The 20548-nt window shown below is 47.0% G+C and carries 11 protein-coding genes; 1 reads left to right on the top strand and 10 read right to left on the bottom strand.

The genetic code is table 11. The features are described 5' to 3' along the window. Positions 1–101: 101 nt before the first annotated feature. Positions 102–2522 (top strand): FAD-dependent oxidoreductase, encoded by a 2421-nt coding sequence (locus WC496_03645; protein MFA5292108.1) that lies wholly within the window; start codon positions 102–104, stop codon positions 2520–2522. Between the two features lie 48 nt (positions 2523–2570). Here WC496_03645 and WC496_03640 read toward each other — a convergent pair whose 3' ends face one another. The 10 genes from WC496_03640 to WC496_03595 form a co-directional block, all read right to left on the bottom strand. Beyond that, the gene (locus WC496_03640) at positions 2571–3635 is read right to left on the bottom strand and encodes a carboxypeptidase-like regulatory domain-containing protein (GenBank protein MFA5292107.1); all 1065 of its coding nucleotides are present in this window, start codon (positions 3633–3635) and stop codon (positions 2571–2573) included. A 99-nt stretch (positions 3636–3734) separates the two neighbouring features. Next, positions 3735–4850: a glutamine-hydrolyzing carbamoyl-phosphate synthase small subunit gene (gene carA / locus WC496_03635; GenBank protein MFA5292106.1), complete on the bottom strand. Its 1116-nt coding sequence runs from the start codon at positions 4848–4850 to the stop codon at positions 3735–3737. 10 nt (positions 4851–4860) lie between these two features. Beyond that, complete coding sequence (carB, locus tag WC496_03630; GenBank protein MFA5292105.1) at positions 4861–8046, bottom strand: carbamoyl-phosphate synthase large subunit; 3186 nt, start codon at positions 8044–8046, stop codon at positions 4861–4863. 22 nt (positions 8047–8068) lie between these two features. Continuing rightward, a complete protein-coding gene (locus WC496_03625; GenBank protein MFA5292104.1) occupies positions 8069–9709 on the bottom strand; it encodes an NAD+ synthase in 1641 nt (546 codons plus the stop codon). Positions 9710–9744: 35 nt separating this feature from the next. Continuing rightward, a complete protein-coding gene (locus WC496_03620; GenBank protein ID MFA5292103.1) occupies positions 9745–11166 on the bottom strand; it encodes a glutamate synthase subunit beta in 1422 nt (473 codons plus the stop codon). Next, entirely contained in the window at positions 11159–15715 is a 4557-nt protein-coding gene (gene gltB / locus WC496_03615; protein ID MFA5292102.1) for a glutamate synthase large subunit, read from the bottom strand. Before gltB ends, WC496_03620 begins: the two co-directional genes overlap by 8 nt. Before the next feature lie 92 nt (positions 15716–15807). Further along, on the bottom strand, positions 15808–17916 hold the full coding sequence (locus tag WC496_03610) for a glutamine synthetase III (GenBank protein ID MFA5292101.1): 2109 nt from the start codon (positions 17914–17916) through the stop codon (positions 15808–15810). 264 nt (positions 17917–18180) lie between these two features. Continuing rightward, complete coding sequence (locus WC496_03605) at positions 18181–18522, bottom strand: P-II family nitrogen regulator (protein MFA5292100.1); 342 nt, start codon at positions 18520–18522, stop codon at positions 18181–18183. A gap of 18 nt (positions 18523–18540) precedes the next feature. After that, positions 18541–19863, bottom strand: coding sequence for an ammonium transporter (locus WC496_03600; GenBank protein ID MFA5292099.1), 1323 nt, complete (start codon positions 19861–19863; stop codon positions 18541–18543). Positions 19864–20180: 317 nt separating this feature from the next. After that, positions 20181–20522 carry a P-II family nitrogen regulator gene (locus WC496_03595; GenBank protein ID MFA5292098.1) on the bottom strand — a complete coding sequence of 114 codons (342 nt, stop codon included), beginning with the start codon at positions 20520–20522 and terminating at the stop codon, positions 20181–20183. Between the last annotated feature and the right edge of the window lie 26 nt (positions 20523–20548).

Genomic DNA, 20548 nt, shown 5'->3' with positions numbered 1-20548 from the left:
CCAAGGCGGGTAAAGGTCCGGGGGTTAAAGAGTTGTCGATGATTAGGGCAACATAAAAATCATGTTTGAAATTTCATAAATACAATGTAAAATAGTATTTCATGAAGAATATCATATCAGACCCTTTGAAGTTCGCCTCTCTCGTAGCGCATCAGCTTAAAGGGCCGATTGCATCCATAAGTACAATCCTTGAGACACTTTTGGGCGAATTTGCCGGGCCTGTTACGGCCAAGCAGAAAGACCTTTTGCAGCGGGCAATCGGACGCTGCGACGAATCTCTGCTTACCGCGCAGAGGCTCCTTGTAATATCGAGGGCCGTTAACGACCCCGCATCGTTGAAAGGACAGGTCGAGCTTTCAGCAATTCTCCGCAAAGAATCGGCCGCTTATACCCAGCAGGCGAGCAGACACAATATTACCCTTACGGCAAAGATAGACGCTGAGCCGGCGTGGTCGGCCGGTAATGAAGCGGCGATAACCGAAGCTATCGAAGCATTGCTTTCAAACGCGATAAAATACACGCCTGACAACGGCAGGATTGAAACGCTTCTTTTGTACGACAAGACCGCGGACGCATACGAGATAAGAATCGCCGATTCGGGGATTGGAATTTCAGAAGAGAATTATGAAAAAGTTTTTCAGCCTTTTTTCAGGACGGCAGGAGCCCGCGACTCGTCCCGGCCGGGTACGGGACTTGGGCTTGCTTTTGTAAAGGCGATAATCGACGCGGCGGGCGGGAATGTACATATCGAGAAATCGCATCTTGGCGGGACGGAAATTGTAATAAGTCTTAAAGCTGCGGCACAAACGGCAGCGGAACAAATCACGGGAGATACAAAGATGAAAAAGCCAATGAAGGTAGTGATAATTGGCGGAGTGGCGGCGGGGCCGAAAGTCGCGGCGAAGGTTATGCGGCTCGACCCTGACGCTGATGTAACGATTATCGAAAAGGGCAGGTTGCTATCTTACGCGGGCTGCGGACTGCCTTATTATATCGGCGGGACCGTCAAGGACCAGAACGAACTGATGAGCTCGCCGGCGGGCGTCGTGCGCGACCCGATATTCTTCCAGCAGGTTAAGAACGTTCATCTTATGAATCAGACCGAAGCGATTGAAATCGACCGTAAGAAAAAACAGGTTCGTGTAAAACATTTAGTCGATAATGCCAAGTCGGTGCTGGATTACGATAAACTCGTACTTGCGACCGGTTCGGAGCCGGTTAAGCCGGAGATTGAAGGAATTAAACTCGGAAATATTTTTACGCTGCACGGCGTTACGGACGCCGAGGGAATAAAAGCCGCTCTTGACAGGGGCAAGGCACGCGACGTCGTTATTGTCGGCGGCGGTCTTATCGGAATTGAAATGACGGAAGCCCTCGTTAAAAAAGGATGCAGGGTAACGATAGTTGAAAAATTGCCGCAGATATTCCGGCTGCTCGACGCGGAGTTGGCGATGCTTATTGAAAATCAGCTCGAATCGCACGGCGTGAGAGTTCTAAGCGATACGCAGGTAATAAAATTTAACGGCGCGGATACTGTCGAGTGCGTAGTAACGGATAAGGGCGCGTATCCTGCGGACCTTGTGATAATCGCGGTAGGTAATAAGCCTAAAGTAAGTCTGGCACGGCAGGCGGGTCTTGAAATCGGCACGACCGGCGCGATAAAGGTTAATCCGAAAATGCAGACATCCGATACGGATGTTTACGCGGCGGGCGATTGCGTTGAGAATATCGATATGATTACGCAAAAGCCAAGTTATGTGCCTTTAGGCTCGACTGCCAACAAACAGGGCAGAGTTGCGGCGACAAATATATGCGGCGGAAACGATATGTTCGGCCCGATTCTCGGGACCGTGGCGTGCAAGGTGTTTGATTATAACGTCGCGGTTACGGGACTGACGGAATTTATGGCAAAACGGGACGGGTTTGATGTCGTTTCGGTTCTTGTTCCGGCGCCGGACAGGGAGCATTTTGTGCCGGGGGCCGCGATGGTGATGATGAAACTTGTTGTCGATAAAAACAGCCGAAGACTTCTCGGCGCACAGGCGATAGGCCCGGGCAATACCGATAAGCGAATCGATGTCGCGGCGACTGCGATTGCGGGCAAGATGACGGTCGAGCAGATTTCGAATCTTGATTTGTGCTATGCTCCGCCTTATGCGCCGGTGATTGACAATATTATTACGGCGGCCAATGTCGCCAGAAATAAACTCGACGGCCTGATGGACGGCATAAATCCGCGGGATGTCTGGAATATGATACAGGACAAGAAGGATTTTGTGCTGCTGGATGTAAGGACGCCGTCGGAATACAGGCAGCAGAGGCTGAACGGTTCGGTATTTATTCCGCTGGCTTCGCTGCGGTCACGGTTCGTCGAGCTTGATAAGGAAAGACCGATTGTGGCGTTTTGTAATTATTCGCTAAGAGGCTACGAGGCGGCGATTATATTGAAACATCATGGCTTTAAGGATGTTAAAGTTCTCGACGGCGGAATCGAGATGTGGCCGTATGAGAAATTGCAATAAAAATATCAAAAACTAAAATTATCGAAGTATCGCCTTTGGTGAAGATATTTACTCCTGCAGAATATCTTCCACTATAAACTTTGCGTATTTGCCTTCGTATGTTCGAACGGCATAAACATGTCCGATTTCACAGGGCACAGTTATTAAACTGTAATTCGACTTTGGAGCGTTTTCAACAGAATCAAAGTCCAGAGGCCCCAAATCGAAAAAACCATTCTTGCCATTGGCATAATGAACTTCAAATTTTAATGAATCAAATTCCTGCCTTAAATAGATATCAGGCTTAGTTACATTGGCCATGTTAATTGTTTGGCCTTCGGAAAAATCCATTTCGCACCCATTTGGCCATTCTATCGTAAATGTTTGAAGATTTGCATCTTTAAAATCAGTGGAGTTGTTGTCCTGATAAACATAATCTATAACAATCCTGAGATTTTTCGAGAGTTTAAAATCCTTTGTAATGGTCCGGCCGGGGGGCAATTTGAAAAACTCAATATTAGATGCATAACCAATGACGCTAATAAAAATTTTATGTTCTCCGGAAGAAAGATAATCAAATAAATATCGGCCGTCGGATCCTGTAATTGTCTCTCTACCGGGTTCTTCGCCGGTTCCGTGAGAGGAATTAGGGAACGACAGACTGATATGAACATCTTGCAAGGGTTCATTGTTTTCATTAACGATAGTTCCCGTGATGGTCGATAGTTTTTCAGGCGGCGGTTTGGCAAGGATATATTCGATATAAAATATTTTTCCTTTAGGGATCGCAATAGTCGAATTAACAGGTTCGTATCCAAAAGCATTGATTGAAATTTTCCATGGAGCATCAGAATCATATTTGTAAGGCTTATCCATCATAAACATGCCATCTTCATAGACCCATAAAGGCATATCAATGCCTCTAAGAAGATTTATTTTTAGGTCTTTGCCGCTGTTGATGCTTACGCCATCGCTGAAGGTTACACGGCCGGCTATGCATATTTGGTTGGGTTCAATTCTGCTGATATTTTTATCAAGCATCTGCCGGAGTTCTGGCGGAAAATCGTTGTAATCAATTGCATAGGCAGGAAAACCAAGGAAGAAAAATATAGCACAAATAATGGCCTTTTTCATTTCGCTCTCCTTCAAAAGTTATTATACGAATATTGTATCCTGCATTAATAAAATATCAAATAAATATTCTGCAGGCTGTTTGGCCTGAAAAGGCTAAGATTATTTTGCTTTTTCCATCATTTCGATAAAATCGTCGAACAGATAGTTTGAATCGTGGGGGCCGGGGGATGCTTCGGGGTGATACTGAACGGCAAAAGCCGGCACCTTTTTACAGCGGAAACCTTCGAGCGTATTATCGTTCAGATTCATATGCGTAATCTGTATATCTTTGTCGAGCAGAGAATCGGGGTCGATGCAAAAACCGTGGTTCTGACTGGTGATTTCAATCTTTTCCGTAATGAGATTTTTGACCGGATGATTTGAGCCGTGGTGACCGAATTTCAGTTTATAACTTTTTCCGCCCAGGGCCAGGCCGAGAAGCTGATGGCCGAGACAGATTCCGAAAATGGGAACCTTGCCGAGCAGTTTATGAATCGTATCAATGGCGTAGCTTATAGGGCCGGGGTCGCCGGGGCCGTTGCTTAAAAATACACCATCCGGTTTTAGTCTAAGAACCTCCTGTGCGGTCGTACTTGCCGGGACGACTGTAACTTTGCAGCCATGCGAGACGAGCAGCCGAAGAATGTTCTGCTTAATGCCATAATCGAAAGCGACTACGTTATATTTCGTCTCGGCTTTATGTAATATTCCGAATTCGTCTTCAACTGGTTTGTCCCAGGTATAGCTTTTCCTGACGCAGACGTTCTTGACGATGTCTCTGTTGACAAGGCCAGGGTATTTATCAAGTTCGTCTTTCAGATTTTTGATAGTTGTGCCGTCTGTACAGATAATTCCTTTCATCGAGCCTGTTTGGCGGAGGAGCATAACTAATTTTCTTGTATCGATATCTTCGATTGCGGGAACTTTATGTTTTTTAAGATAATCATCGAGCGAAATTGTATTTCTCCAATTGCTCGGGAAGGAACAATTTTCCTTTACGATAAAGCCGCTCAGATAAAGCTTTTCGGCCTCAACGTCCAGCGAATTTGTGCCGTAATTACCTATTAAAGGATAGGTCATAGTAATAATCTGTTCGTGATAAGACGGGTCTGTGAGAATTTCCTGATAGCCGCTCATGGCGGTATTGAATACAACTTCTCCGCATTTTCTGCCCTGGGCTCCAAAACCTGAGCCTTTGAAACATGTTCCATCTTCGAGCAGTAATATGCCTTTCACTTTATTTCCTTTATCTGTAATACAATTGTATTGGTTTTACTTCGGTTTTTTTCTGCTTCATCGATTCGAGCGCTCTTGTAACCGCTGAAGCGCCCCTGATTGTCGTGGTGTAAGGCACGTTGCGGTCGAGAGCGGTTCGTCTTATCAGGAACGAATCCTTTATAGTCTGCTTGCCGACAGTCGTATTTATAATCAGGGCGACCTGATTGTTTATAATCAAATCGACGATGTTCGGCCTGCCTTCATTCATTTTGAGTACGAACTCCGACGGCACATTGTTCTTAATCAGCTCGATACAGGTGCCTTTCGTGGCGAAAAGCTTAAAGCCCATCTGGTGAAGCTTTTTCGCTATTTCAACGCCTTTGGCTTTGTCGGCGTCTTTAACGCTTATAAAGATATTTCCGCTCGTCGGCAGAGAATTGCCGGAAGCAATCTGCGACTTGGCGTAAGAAATACCAAAATCGTCGCTGAGCCCCATTACCTCGCCGGTAGAAAGCATCTCCGGGCCAAGCAGAGTGTCGCAGCCGGGGAATTTCAGGAACGGAAAGACAGCTTCCTTGACGGAGAAATGACTCCGGTGCGTTTCTTCTGTGAATCCGAGTTCTTCGAGCGTTTTGCCTGCCATTACCTTGGCGGCAAGTTTGGCGAGAGGAACGCCGATGGCCTTGCTGACAAATGGAATTGTTCTTGAAGCTCTCGGATTGACCTCGAGTATGTAAATCTTGTCGTCCTTTACGGCGAATTGAACGTTCATCAGGCCTTTTACTTTCAGTTCGAGCGCGAGCAGCTTTGTCTGACGTTTGATTTCCTTAATTAAATCCTGATTTAGCGAAAACGGCGGCAGAGAACAGGCACTATCGCCTGAATGTATGCCGGCCTCTTCGATGTGTTCCATAACTCCGCCGATGACGACGATTTTGCCGTCGCTGATTGCATCAACGTCGAGTTCGGCAGCATCGTCGAGGAATTTATCAATAAGAATCGGGTGCTCTTCTGAAACCGCGATAGCTCTTTCAACGCAGGCCTGTAGTTCCGTTTCGTCATAAACAATTTGCATTGCTCTTCCGCCGAGAACGAAAGATGGTCTGACAAGCAGGGGGTAGCCGAGCTTTTTGGCGATTTTGACGGTCTGCTGATAATTCATCGCGGTTCCGCTGGGCGGCTGATTGAGTTTGAGCTTTTCAACTATTTTATTGAAACGCTTTCTGTCTTCAGCGGCATCGATGCTGTCGGGACTTGTACCGATAATTTTTACGCCGGCTTTCGACAGGGCGTTGGCAAGTTTCAAAGGGGTCTGACCGCCGAACTGGACGATAACGCCGTCTGGTTTTTCTTTGTCGATGATGTTCATTACATCTTCAAAAGTCAAAGGCTCAAAATACAGCCTGTCGGATGTGTCGTAATCGGTACTGACAGTTTCAGGGTTGCAGTTTACCATTATGGATTCGATGCCGATTTCCTTTAAGGCAAAGGCCGCGTGGCAGCAGCAGTAATCGAATTCAATTCCCTGGCCGATTCTGTTCGGTCCGCCGCCGAGAATGATAACTTTCTTCCTTGCCGTCGGGTTTGCCTCGCACTGGTCTTCATAAGTAGAATACAGGTAGGGCGTATTTGCCTCGAATTCGGCGCCGCAGGTATCGACCATCTTATAAACGGCGGAAATTCCCGCTTCGAGCCGCTGTTTTCTAAGCTGCGGTTCGGGAATATTCAATTTCGAGGCGATGTATTTATCGCTGAAGCCAAGTTTTTTCGCCTGCTTAAGATTTTTTATGCTTAATTTGTCTTCAAACTTAACAATTTGACTGATATTGTTCAGGAACCATGGGTCGATTTTTGTGAAGTTGTAAATTTCCTCTATGGAGAATTTTCTTCGCAAGGCTTCGGCGACATACCAGATTTTGTCCCATTGGCTCTTGCGCAGGATTTGTTTCAGCCGTTCATTATCAATCTTCGAGTCAATATGTTTTCTGTCGAGTGAATAGCGGTCTATTTCAAGAGAACGTATGGCTTTCTGAAACGCTTCTTTGAATGTTCTGCCGATAGCCATAGCTTCGCCGACACTTTTCATCTGGACGGTAAGCTCTGAATTTGTCGCGGGGAACTTTTCAAATGTAAACCGCGGCCATTTGACGACGCAGTAGTCAATCGTCGGCTCAAAACAGGCCGGCGTCTTTTTGGTTATGTCGTTCGGTATCTCGTCAAGAGTATATCCGACCGCCAGCAGGGAAGCGATTTTCGCAATCGGAAAACCTGTGGCCTTGGAAGCCAGTGCGGAGCTTCTCGATACACGCGGGTTCATTTCAATTACATACATCTTGCCATTTTCCGGATTGATGGCGAACTGAATATTCGAGCCGCCGGTCTCGACGCCGATGGCCCGGATAATTTTCAGGGCGGCATCGCGCATCGTCTGGTATTCTTTATCAGTAAGAGTCTGGGCGGGAGCAACTGTAATACTGTCGCCGGTGTGAACGCCCATCGGGTCGAGATTTTCTATCGAACAGACAATCACGACATTGTCTTTTCTGTCTCGCATTACTTCGAGTTCGTATTCTTTCCAGCCGATTACGGATTCTTCGACAAGAACCTGGCTTTTTGGACTTAAACTCAGGCCCCAATGGATGAACTCCTTATATTCCTCCGCGTTATACGCGATGTTTCCGCCTGTTCCGCCGAGAGTATAAGAAGGACGGATAATGGCGGGGAAACCGATTTGCTGGACGATTTTCTGCGCCTGTTCCCACGTTTGTACGTAGCCGCTTTTAGGTACTTCAAGGCCGATATCGATAATTATTTTTTTGAATTTGTCCCGTTCTTCGGCCTTTTTAATTGTCGCAAGGTTTGCGCCGATAAGTTTTACGTTATACTTTTTCAGGATGCCACTTTCGGCGAGGGCGACAGCGGTGTTGAGTCCGGTTTGGCCTCCGAGAGTCGGCAGGATGCAATCCGGTTTTTCCTTCTGGATGATTTTCTCAATCATCTCCGGAGTAATCGGCTCAATGTAAGTGCGGTCGGCAAGTTCCGGGTCGGTCATAATCGTCGCAGGGTTGCTGTTGACCAGAATGACCTGATAGCCTTCTTTTCTCAGGGCCTTGCAGGCCTGTGCGCCGGAATAATCGAACTCGCAGCCCTGGCCTATAACTATAGGGCCGGAGCCTATTATCATTATTTTATGGATATCTGTACGTTTGGGCATTTTTTTATATCCGTGCTGTCAGCTAAATATTTTTTCCTGGAATCTGCTGTCGATAAAGATTTGTAATCGGCATTCTTCTGTCTCTTCCGAACGCTTTCGGCGTGATTTTAACGCCGGGCGGACACTGACGCCGTTTATACTCATTTCTGTCAACCATTCCAATAACCTTTAATACCATTTGAGCGTCGAAACCCTGACTGATAATTTCAGGCAGCGATTTTTCTTCTTCGATATAAGCCTTTAAAATTCCGTCGAGAATATCATATTCAGGCAGCGAGTCGCTGTCTTTCTGGTCGAAGCGAAGCTCGGCAGTCGGTATTCTCTTGATTACGCTTTGCGGGATAATTTCCCGGCCGTGCAGCTTATTTACGTATTCGCTTAACTGATAGACGACTGTTTTGGGCACATCTTTTATTACCGCAAAACCGCCTGCGGTATCGCCATAAAGAGTCGAGTAGCCAACGGCCGTTTCGCTTTTGTTACCTGTCGTCAAAACGAGATGGCCGAACTGATTGCTCATCGACATCAGGATTGTGCCCCTGATTCTGGCCTGAAGATTTTCATAGGCAAGGCCTTTGTCGCTCCAGCCGGAGACTTTGGCAAGTTCCTGGTTGAAACTTCCCAGCACAGGCTCGATGGGGATGTTATGAAATTCAATACCGAGATTCTTCGCGATAACTCCAGCGTCGTTTATCGTTTCGGAAACGTTAAATCTTGTCGGCATTGTAACGCCGATGACATTTTCTTTCTCAAGAGCGTCAACCGCAATAACCGCGGTAAGGGCCGAATCTATTCCGCCGCTTAAGCCGATAAGAACCTTTTTGAAACCGTTCTTTCTTATGTAATCCTTTGTGCCGAGCACAAGGGCCTTATAAATCTCTTCGATATAATCAGTCTTTACCGGCACCGACTGGGATGTTATATGCCCGCCGGCTTCCAAATCCGCGATAAGCAAATCTTCCTCAAACGCCTTTGCTTTTGCGATAAGTTTACCTTCGGAGTCAACGAAAATGCTTCTGCCGTCGAATACGAGTTCGTCCTGTCCGCCGACGATGTTGCAATAGGCGACAGAGCAGTTGAGTATTTTTGCACAGTCCTGCAGGAGGCTTAATCTCTGATGGATTTTGCCCGCGTGGAACGGGGAAGCGGAGATATTAACGATAAGACTTTTCTCGGAAACGGGAGAGAGGAAATCTTTGAGCCAGCGAAGCTCCCAGATGTCCTCGCATATCGTACAAACGACGGATATATTATTTATTTTTACAACAACCGGCTCGGAACCGGCGGAAAAATATCTTTTTTCGTCAAAGACGCCGTAATTGGGAAGCAGGGCTTTTCGGTAAACTTTTAAAATTTTTCCCGATTGCAGGACGGCGAGCGAATTGTGGCAAAGTCCGTCATCGACCTCGGCGAACCCTGTCATTATCGTAATATCCGGGCAATCATTTGCGATTTTTTCGACGGCTTTTTTGTTTTCAGCGAGGAAGTGTTTTTTGAGCAATAAATCTTCGGGAGGATAGCCGCAAACGCTTAATTCCGGGAAAATAAGCAAATCGACGTTCGCATCCTTTGCGCGGACGTACATCTGTTTTATTTTATCAATATTTCCGGCAAAATCCCCAACGGAGGTATTGATTTGTGCCAGGCCCGTTCTTAAACTCATTTTATTTCCCGTTTTTCGACTATTTTACAGAATATTTATCTGTTGTCCATAAGCCATTTATTAATTTTGTCTGCGGCTTTTCTGCCGGTGTCGATGGCCTTTACGACCAGAGAGGCACCGAGTACAGAGTCGCCTGCGGCAAAAACGGCAGGGTCGCTTGTCTGGAAATCACTGACGGCGATATTGCCGTTTTCGTCAAGTTTGAGTCCGAGGCTTTCGACAAAGCCATTGTGCCTTACATGCAAAAATCCCATAGCGAGGATTACAAGGTCAGTCTTTATATTGAACTCTGTGCCCTGAATCTCTTTTATGTTCCAGCCTCTGGACGTTTTTATCCATTCGACCTGGCAGCCGTTCAGTTCGCTGACACTCGTATCCGTACCTGAAATTTTTGTCGTTTTAACGCTCCAAAGTCTTTCGCAGCCTTCTTCGTGCGAGGAAGAAGTTCTCATAATTCTCGGCCAGTTCGGCCAGGGCGTATCTTCCGGTCGGACGTTCGGGGGCTTGGGCAGAATTTCAAGCTGATAAATCTTTTTGGCGCCTTGTCTGCGGGCGGTTCCGACGCAATCGCTTCCGGTATCGCCGCCGCCTATTACGACGACAGTTTTGTCCCGGGCGGAGATTATTTTCCCTTCGATTTGTCCGTCTGCGCAGATTTTATTCTGTCCGACAAGATAATCCCAGGCAAATACTACGTTCTCATATCCTCTGCCTGTAACGGCAAGGTCCCTCGGTTCGCCTGCTCCCATCGTAATGCAGATGCAATTGAACATTTTTTTGAGGTAGTGAGCCGAAATGTCTTTGCCGACTTCGACGCCGGTCTGAAACTGGACGCCTTCAGCGGCAAGCTGAGCGATTCTGCGGTCGATGATATTTTTTTCGAGTTTGAAATCAGGAATGCCATATCGTAAAAGGCCGCCTATTTTATCGTCTTTTTCGAATACGACAACATTGTGTCCGGCTCTTGCGAGTTCCTGCGCCGCGGCAAGTCCGGCAGGGCCAGAACCGATAATCGCAATTCTTTTGCCCGTTTTTTGTCTGGCGATAATCGGTTTTATCCAGCCTTCTTTGAAGCCGCGTTCGACAATCTGGTATTCGATGTGTCTTATGAACACAGGCTCATCGTTTATCGCAAGCGTACAGGCTGTTTCACAGGGTGCGGGGCAGATTCGGCCTGTGATTTCCGGAAAATTATTTGTCGAATGGAGAAGTTCGCAGGCCTTTTGCCACTGACCTTTGTAAATCATATCGTTGAATTCGGGTATATTATTTCCGAGCGGACAGCCGAGACCGTGACAGAACGGTATTCCGCAGTCTATACATCTTGCCGCCTGCTGCATAATATCTTCAGGCGTAAGAGCAAGTTCGACCTCTTTATAATCGAGGATTCTCTGCTCAATCGGCCGGTAACCTGTTTTTTTACGTTTATATTTTACAAATCCTTTTATCTCAGCCATAGAACACCTCTTCAGTCGCAGGCGTTGTTTCGGTATGCCGCTGTTCGGCTGCGCGCATCTTTTCGAGCGCCTTTCGATAATCAATCGGCACAACTTTTACAAATCTGCCGAGCATATCAGTCCAGGAATTTAAAATCCTCTGAGCCTGTTTGCTTTGTGTCCATTTATAATGTTTCTCGATAAGTTCTTTTAAAAGTTCTTTATCCTCGTCCAGCCGCATACTCTCAAGCTCAACCATATCGAGATTGCAGAGCGTATCGAATAATTGCATCTCATCGAGGACGTAAGCGATACCGCCGCTCATGCCAGCGCCGAAATTACAGCCGGTTTTCCCGAGCACAACAACTGTTCCGCCGGTCATATATTCACAGCCGTGGTCGCCGAGACCTTCCACGACGGCAATCGCGCCGCTGTTTCTGACGGCAAACCGCTCACCCGCCATACCGTTAATGAAAGCCTGGCCTTTCGTAGCACCGTACAGCAGGGTGTTGCCGACGATAATATTTTCATGGGCCATAAAAGGCGACTTTTCAGGGGTTTTGACAATAATTCTGCCGCCTGAAAGGCTCTTTCCGAGATAATCATTGCTCTGTCCGGTCAGTTTAAGCGTAAGTCCCGGTGCGAGAAACGCTCCAAAACTTTGTCCTGCCGAGCCGGTAAAATTTAATTCGATTGTATCATCGGGCAAACCTTTAGGACCATATTTTTTCACGATGTAGTTGCTGATTATCGCACCGACAGTCCTATTGACATTGCGGATTGGCATTTCAACAGTCGCTTTTTGTCTGCCGTCGATAGCGGTTTTTATTTTTTCGAGAATCTGCCAATCGAGATGGTCGGCCAGTTTATCCTGCTGAGGATGGATTTTTCTTATGGCTCTGCCGTCCGATATGTCAGGCTTGTAGAATATTGCCGAAAAGTCCAGACCTTTCGCCTTGTAATGGCTGATCGCCTTTTTCGTGCAAAGCATATCGACCCTTCCGACCATATCGTCGAATTTTCTGAATCCGAGCCGGGCCATAATCTGTCTGGCTTCTTCGGCGACAAAAAACATAAATCTTTCGATGTATTCAGGTTTACCGGCGAATCTTGCCCGCAATTCTTTATCCTGTGTCGCTATTCCGAAGGTACAGGCGCCTTCGTGGCATTTGCGAAGCAGTGTACAGCCCAGGGTAACCAGTGCCGCTGTGCCGAAACCGAATCTTTCAGCTCCCAACAACGCGCCAATAACAATATCTCTGCCGGTTTTCATCTGGCCGTCAGCCTGAACGGTTATTCTGTCTCTGAGGCTGTTCTGAACCAGCACCTGTTGAGTTTCTGCAAGGCCCAGTTCCCATGGAGAGCCTGTATGCTTTATCGAACTGAGGGGGCTTGCGCCTGTTCCGCCATCGTGGCCGCTGATTAAAACTTCGTCGGCGTTGCCTTTTGCCACGCCTGCCGCGATGGTTCCTACTCCGATTTCGGCGACGAGCTTGACCGAGACCTTTACGCCAGGATTGCTGCACTTGAGGTCGTATATCAACTGCGCCAAATCCTCGATTGAATAAATATCGTGATGCGGCGGGGGCGATATCAATGTAACGCCTGCAGTCGAATATCGCAGTTTTGCTATTTCTTCTGTTACCTTATGGCCCGGCAGTTGTCCGCCTTCGCCGGGTTTTGCACCCTGGGCCATTTTAATCTGCAATTCTTTGGCGTGAGAGAGATAATTTATCGTTACGCCGAACCGTCCGCTGGCGACCTGTTTTATAGCGCAGTTTTTTGAAACCTCGCCTTGCTTTTCGATATATCTTTCTTCGTCTTCGCCGCCTTCGCCGGTATTGCTCATACCGCCGATTTTGTTCATTGCCATCGCCATGCACTCGTGAGCTTCTTTGCTTATCGAGCCGTGGCTCATAGCACCGGTGCAGAATCTTTTTACTATTTCCTCTGCCGGCTCAACCTCTTCGATAGGAATCGGCTGGGGCTGTTTGAATTCAAAAAGGCCGCGCAGGGTACAAAGTTTTTCTCCCTGCTGATTGACCGCGTTTGCGTATTCGTCATAAGCTTTTTGGTCGTTATTTTTTACGGCATGCTGAAGACGGGAGACTGTCGTCGGATTCCACAGATGTGCTTCGCCGAAGTTTCTGAAATAATATTCGCCGCCGAAATCCAGTTCGAGCTGGCCGCTTTTTCTCGGCTCAAACGCATATCCGTGCCGAAGAAGTGTTTCTTTTGCTATTTCCTCAAGGCCTATGCCCTCAATGCGTGAGCTGGTATTTGTGAAGAATTCGCCTACAAACGCTTTATTGAGTCCTATCGCCTCGAAAAGCTGGGCGGTATGATAACTTCTCAGCGTCGAAATTCCCATCTTGCTCATTGTTTTGAGAATGCCTTTTTTAATCGCGGCGATGTAATTATCAGCGATTTGAACAGGCTCCATATTGGCCGATAGCTCGCCTTGTCTTTGTAATTCGTAGAGACATTCGAAGGCAAGGTAAGGATTTACCGCATTTGCCCCGTATCCGCACAGCAGACAGAAGTGCATTACTTCTCTCGGTTCGCCGCTTTCGACGATAATACCCGCCTCGGCTCTTAGTCCCACTTTAAGCAGGCCATTGTGTACGGCAGCGGTCGCCAGCAGCGATGGAATCGGTACAAGATTTTGAGACGAATTCCTGTCGCTGATTATCAGCAGGCAGGCGCCATTTTTTATGGCTGCCTGGGCATCGCTTACAAGTCTGTCGATTCCGTATCGCAGGGAACCTGCAGGGTCATTTGTTTGTGCGTCGAAAAGCGCCGATATTGTGGCGACCTTGAAATCTTTCATCTTTACCGAACGCAGACGCTCGACATCTTCGTTTGTCAGAACCGGATGAGGAAGTTTAAGCTGTCTGCAGTGCTGCGGCGTCTCTTCGAGAATATTCTGTCTTCTGCCGGTAAAGCCCATCAGGCTCATTACCAGACCTTCACGCAGCGGGTCAATCGGCGGGTTAGTAACCTGCGCAAAGAGCTGTTTGAAATAATTAAACAGCAATTTTGGTTTATTGCTCAGCACGGCCAGCGCCGCATCGTTGCCCATCGAGCCGACCGGCTCCTGCCCGTTGACCGCCATAGGCGTAAGAATCATTCTTAATTCCTCACGGGTAAAACCGAACATACGCAACCGCCGGAAAATGGTTTCCGAATCGCTCGTTACGAGTTTGGGACTGTCGAAAAGTCCCCGCAGTTCGATGCGGTTTTCTTCGAGCCATCGCCGATACGGTGTCTGCCGGGAAATTTTGCTTTTGATTTCGTTGTCGGTAACTATCCGGCCTTCGACAGTATCGACGAGGAACATGTGACCGGGCTGAAGCCGGCCTTTCTTCTGGATTTTTTCGGGTGGAAATTCCACTACACCGGCTTCACTGGCCAGAATGGCAAGGCCGTCCGTTGTTACGATATATCGGCAGGGCCGCAGACCGTTTCTGTCAAGCGTTCCGCCGATGATTTGACCATCGGTGAAGACCATCGCGGCAGGGCCGTCCCATGGCTCCATAATCGAGGAGTGATATTCGTAGAATGCACGTTTGTCCGTGCTTATATGATATTTTGCGCCAAAGGCTTCAGGAATCATCATCATCATAGCGTGCGGCAGGGTGCGCCCCGCCTGCACAAGCAGCTCAAGTGCGTTGTCGAAACATGCCGAGTCGCTTCCCTGCGGTGTAAGTACCGGCAGCACATCCGGCATATACTCGCCGAATTTTTCGCAGGACATTTTATATTCTCTTGTCTGCATACAATTTTTGTTTCCGCTGAGAGTATTGATTTCGCCGTTATGGGCGATGCAGCGGAAAGGCTGAGCGAGCCGCCAGTTCGGAAATGTGTTCGTGCTGTATCTTTGATGAACTATAGCCAGAGCGCTTTTGAGATTTTCATCCGCCAAATCGGGATAGTAAGCGAACAACTGCCAGGCCATAAACATACCTTTGTAGCAGATTGTTCTGCCGCTCAGCGAGCAGATATAAAAATCGCTGCCCGCATCACCGAAATTTTCTCTTACCTGTTTTTCGGTTTTCTTACGGGCCAGAAACAGTTTTCTTTCGAGTTCTGCGTCCTGAAAACCGCCGGTCTCTACAAAAATCTGACTGACATGCGGCTCTGCCTGAAGCGCTATTTTACCGAGACAGTCAGGCTTGACCGGTACGATACGCTGTCCGAGAATTTTCATTCCGTGCAGTTCGATTGCCTGGGCGAGAATTGAAAAACATTTCTTGCGAAGCTGGTCATCTTTAGGGGAGAAAATCATTCCTACGGCGTATTTGCCGGCCTGCGGCAGATTTATGCCGAGTTTTTCAGCCTGTGCAAAAAAAAACTCGTGCGGAATCTGGAATAAAATACCTGCACCGTCGCCTGTTGTTTCATCGGCGCCTGCCGCTCCGCGGTGGTGAAGGTTTATCAGGATTTCTTTGCCGTAGTTTATAATGGAATGGTCGGCTTTGCCCGAAATATTTACAACGGCGCCTATACCGCAGGCATCATGCTCGGTTTTAACTTCGTATAATCCGCAATCTTTCTGTAGTATCGTCATTTTATTTCTTTATAAAATCATATCATAGAATGGCCGATTTCCCCCAAAAAAATCGGCCATTTATTTAACAACAAATTGTGCACTTATAAGCTTTATCTTACAAACAGCATTTCAGCGTAAGTCGGCAGAGGCCACATTTTGGCATCTACAATCATTTCCAGGCCATCGACGGCTTTCCTTACCCTGCTCATTGCAGGGATAACGGCATCCCTGAAATCTTCCGCTTTTTTCGCCGTGTTGTCAATATCATTTGCATCGGCAACTGCTTTTTTCAGGGCTTCAATGCTGTTATTCAGTTCGCTTATCAGTTCGCAGGTCTTATCGAGTATTTTCTTTTGAGTGGCCGGGTCGCTTCCCGCGTTACTGATACGCTCGGCGGCCCTGGCAAGTTTGCCGGAATATTCGATTGCGACCGGCAGAATCTGCCTTTCTGCAATATTCAAAGTTGTTTTCGCTTCAAAATTAATGGTCATACCGTAAGCGTCAAGCAGGATTTCCGTTCTTGCCTTGAGTTCGGCTTTGCTGAGAACCTTATGGTTTACGAACAGTTTTACATTTTCGTCATCCATAATGGTTTTTATGGAATCTACGGTCGATTTAATATTCGGCAGGCCTCTCTTTTCGGCTTCCTTGACCCATGCTTCAGTATAGTTGTCGCCGTTGTATATAATTCTGCTGTGTTCTTTCGCGATTTTGCTCAGGAACTTTTGTACAGAAACTTTTACATTAGAACTCTTTTCCATCTCGTCTGCGATTTCTTTTAATATATCAGCGACAATGGTATTCAGGACAAACATCGGGCCGGCAGTTGACTGGCTGGAACCTACCATACGGAACTCGAATTTATTTCCTGTAAACGCGAACGGTGAAGTCCTGTTTCTGTCGGTACTGTCTTTCGGCAGCTGCGGCAGAGAAGAGACGCCGAGTTTCAATTGTCCGCCGGATTTAGAGGATTTGGCTCCGCCCACGGCCAGTTGTTCTATTATATCAGTTAACTGGTCACCGAGGAATATCGACACAATGGCCGGCGGTGCTTCGTGAGCGCCGAGCCGGTGCTCGTTTCCAGGCGTCGCGACAGTTGCACGAAGCAGTTTGGAATATTTATCTACGGCCTTGATAACGGCACAAAGCATCACGAGGAACACCATATTGTCGTGTGGCGTACTGCCCGGGTCGAGCAGATTAACGCCGTCGTCGGTTACCATACTCCAGTTGTTATGCTTTCCTGAGCCATTGACGCCTTTGAACGGTTTTTCATGCAGCAGGCAAACCAGATTGTGTCTTAATGCGACCTTTTGCAGGGTTTCCATTACAAGCTGATTATGGTCGGTAGCGACATTGACGGTACTGAAAACCGGGGCCAGTTCATATTGAGCCGGTGCTACTTCATTATGCTGCGTTTTTGCCGATACGCCAAGTTTCCAAAGTTCGATATTAACATCGTGCATAAACGAGGCGACTCTTTCGTGCAGGGCGCCGAAGTAATGGTCGCTCATTTCCTGTCCGCGAGGAGAAGCCGCTCCGAACAGCGTGCGTCCGGTGAGCAGAATATCGAGTCTTTTTTCGAAGAATTTCTTGTCAATCAGGAAATATTCCTGTTCCGGTCCTAATGTCGCGCCTACAGTTTTGGTTGTGGTATTTCCCAAAGCTTTTAGTACTCTAACGGCCTGTTTATTAAGAGCGTCCATGGACCGCAGCAGGGGAGTCTTCTTGTCAAGCGCCTCGGCGTGGTATGAGCAGAATGCGCAGGGGATATAAAGAGTGACGGTTTTGCCCGTCTCCTTGATGAACACAGGGCTTGTGCAATCCCATGCCGTATAGCCTCTTGCCTCGAAAGTTGCTCTTAGGCCGCCGGACGGAAAACTCGATGCGTCAGGTTCACCCTGGATGAGTTCCTTGCCGCTGAATTCCATAATGGTAGTGCCTTCGGCGGTTGGCGAGATAAACGAATCGTGTTTCTCGGCGGTCAGGCCGGTCATCGGCTGGAACCAGTGACAGAAATGTGTTGCGCCTTTTTCAATTGCCCAGTCTTTCATTGCATTTGCTACCACGTTGGCCAGAGACATATCGAGAAATCTGGCTTCGGCTATTGTCTTTTTGAATTCTTTGTAGACATTTTTCGGCAGCCGTTCTCTCATTACGCCATCGTTAAAAACATTTTTACCGAACAACGCAGTTACCGGTTCTAAATTTTCACTCATTTTTATACTCCTGTATTTTAAAAGATATTATAATCCCAAGTAATCTACATATATGCAATTATCATACCAACCAGATTTTACGGCAATATTTTATTGTAGCGCCTTGCTGTTAAAGATATTACAAAAATATTTTATTTCAATATAAAATTATCATTAAGTACATAATTGTAGATTTTCTTCTGTGAATCTACGAAATTGTAATTATTACATAATTGTTTCAAACTGCCGGATAAATCAACAAATATGTTGATTTGCCTCGTTATTTTAGCCTATAGCTTCGCCTCCGCGTTCACCTGTCCGGATTCTGACGCATTCAGGCAGGTCGACAACGAAGATTTTCCCGTCTCCGGTCTGGCCTGTTTTGGCACCGGTGGTAATCGCTTTTATTGTCCGTTCAACGTAGTTTTCGTTTATCGCTATTTCGATACGGATTTTCCGCAGCAGGTTGCCGGTTTCTTTCATACCGCGATAAATTTCGGTAACGCCTTTTTGTCTGCCGTGGCCCAAAACTTCGCTTACGGTAATGAGATTGACTTCTTCTTTATAGAGTTCTTCTTTTACCTGTTCGAGCCTGTGAGGCTGAATTATCGCTATTACCAGTTTCATATTTGGTTTCCCTTTCTTTTATTCGAGCATAGTATAAGCACGTTCGTTGTGCTCGGTCAGGTCGAGTCCTATCGCTTCATTTTCCTCAGTGGCCCGTACGCCGATGACTACATCAATTAATTTATAAATAATGTATGTTCCAATAAAAGCATAAGCCAAAGTCACGGCTACCGCGATAAGCTGAGTCATAAATTGTTTTGGATTTCCAGCCATCAAGCCATCGGCACCGGCCGGGTTTATGGCTTTTGAAGCGAACAATCCCGCAGCTAATGTTCCCCAGAAGCCGCTTATGCCGTGCACACCGAAGGCGTCGAGCGAATCGTCATAACCTAATTTTCGTTTTACGAAACTTACGGCGATGAAGCAAAGAATGCTTGCGACGACACCAATTACCAGGGCCGCTCCTATTCCGACAAATCCTGCCGCCGGTGTGATTGCCGCCAGACCCGCGATTGCTCCTGATATCGTACCGAGCATAGTCGGATTGCCGTTTAGTTTCCAGTCGATAAACGCCCATGTCAGTGCAGCAGCGGCTCCTGCGGTATTGGTAACGACAAATGCGTTTACGGCTATACCGTTTGCAGCCAGTGCGCTGCCGGCATTGAAACCGAACCAGCCGAACCAAAGCAGGGCGGCTCCTAAAACGCTGAACGGCAGATTATGCGGTGCGATGGCGTATTTATCGTAACAGGACCTTTTACCTATCATTAACGCGGTAACTAAAGCCGCGATGCCTGCGTTTATGTGAACTACTGTTCCGCCTGCGAAATCCAGAACGCCCATATCCCTAAGCCATCCGCCCTGGCCCCAGACCCAGTGCGTGATTGGGTCATATACAAACGTTGCCCATAACAATATGAAAATAAGATATGCCGAGAATTTCATTCGCTCTGCAAATGCGCCAATAATAAGTGCAGGTGTAATGACCGCGAACATTGCCTGGAAAATCATAAATGCCTGGTGTGGAATTGTCGAGCTGTAAGCGGCATAAGGTTCGAGTCTGACACCTTTGAGTCCGAACCATTGCAGGCCTCCCATAAAGCCGTTGCCGGGTGCAAAAGACAGACTGTAACCGAACACAACCCATTGAATGCTAAGAGCCGCCAGTGCAATGAAACACTGCATTAAAACACTGAGGTGATTTTTACGCCTAACAAGCCCGCCATAGAAGAACGCCAGGCCCGGTGTCATCAGCATTACGAGAGCCGCAGACATAAGAACCCATGCGGTATCTCCGCTGTCAACTTTGAGAACAGTTGTCGTTTCCTGGGCAAGACACAGATCTGCGGTAAGTGACAAAAAAATCGCGCAGCAAATCAGTTTGCATACACTAACCTTCATTAGCACCACTTCCTTTCCAAATTATGCAAATGTTTTAGTTAGTCAATTAATCCAGATTTTACTCTTTAGTTATATGCAATAATTGTGCCAGTTTATGTATTTCCGCTTAAGTGCCGCTTATGAAGAAAGTTAAATGATTTGTCGCAGATTTAGCGAGTTTGTGTTTTATACATATTTGTGATTTAAACGCAGAAAAAATACATTTATGTAGTTTCTCTACATTGTTAGAGAATCAGGGACTCGGAGAGTCGAGTCCCTAATCTCTTGGCACTTTAGGAAGTGGTGCCTTTTATACGGACGACTGTTTAAGTCAGTTTTTAACCGATAGCTTCGCCGCCTCGCTCGCCGGTGCGGATTCTTATACATTCCGGCAGGTCAATAACAAAGATTTTGCCGTCTCCGATTTGTCCGGTTCTTGCGCCGTCGATGATTGCCTTTACAGTTCTATCGACAAAGTTTTCATTTACCGCTATTTCAAGACGCACTTTCTTTAGAAGATTCACTTCAATCGGTACGCCGCGATACGACTCGTGGTAGCCTTTTTGCTGTCCGCAGCCTAATGAGTTTGTTACGGATACTTTATAAACTTCAGCTTTGAACAGAGATTGTTTTACGTCATTAAGCTTGTGAGGCTGAATATATGCGATTATAAGTTTCATATTATATCTCCATTTATAGTTAAGTT

This window comes from Phycisphaerae bacterium (assembly GCA_041652575.1).
Classification (GTDB): Bacteria; Planctomycetota; Phycisphaerae; order Sedimentisphaerales; family UBA12454; genus UBA12454.
Note: the sequence above shows the minus strand (reverse complement) of the source record. Positions and strands in the feature narration are given on the sequence as shown.

Coding starts and splice junctions, on each gene's coding strand:
- WC496_03645 (MFA5292108.1), top strand. CDS start 102: ATGAAGAATATCATATCAGACCCTTTGAAGTTCGCCTCTCTCGTAGCG.
- WC496_03640 (MFA5292107.1), bottom strand. CDS start 3,635: ATGAAAAAGGCCATTATTTGTGCTATATTTTTCTTCCTTGGTTTTCCT.
- carB (MFA5292105.1), bottom strand. CDS start 8,046: ATGCCCAAACGTACAGATATCCATAAAATAATGATAATAGGCTCCGGC.
- WC496_03625 (MFA5292104.1), bottom strand. CDS start 9,709: ATGAGTTTAAGAACGGGCCTGGCACAAATCAATACCTCCGTTGGGGAT.
- WC496_03620 (MFA5292103.1), bottom strand. CDS start 11,166: ATGGCTGAGATAAAAGGATTTGTAAAATATAAACGTAAAAAAACAGGT.
- gltB (MFA5292102.1), bottom strand. CDS start 15,715: ATGACGATACTACAGAAAGATTGCGGATTATACGAAGTTAAAACCGAG.
- WC496_03610 (MFA5292101.1), bottom strand. CDS start 17,916: ATGAGTGAAAATTTAGAACCGGTAACTGCGTTGTTCGGTAAAAATGTT.
- WC496_03605 (MFA5292100.1), bottom strand. CDS start 18,522: ATGAAACTGGTAATAGCGATAATTCAGCCTCACAGGCTCGAACAGGTA.
- WC496_03600 (MFA5292099.1), bottom strand. CDS start 19,863: ATGAAGGTTAGTGTATGCAAACTGATTTGCTGCGCGATTTTTTTGTCA.
- WC496_03595 (MFA5292098.1), bottom strand. CDS start 20,522: ATGAAACTTATAATCGCATATATTCAGCCTCACAAGCTTAATGACGTA.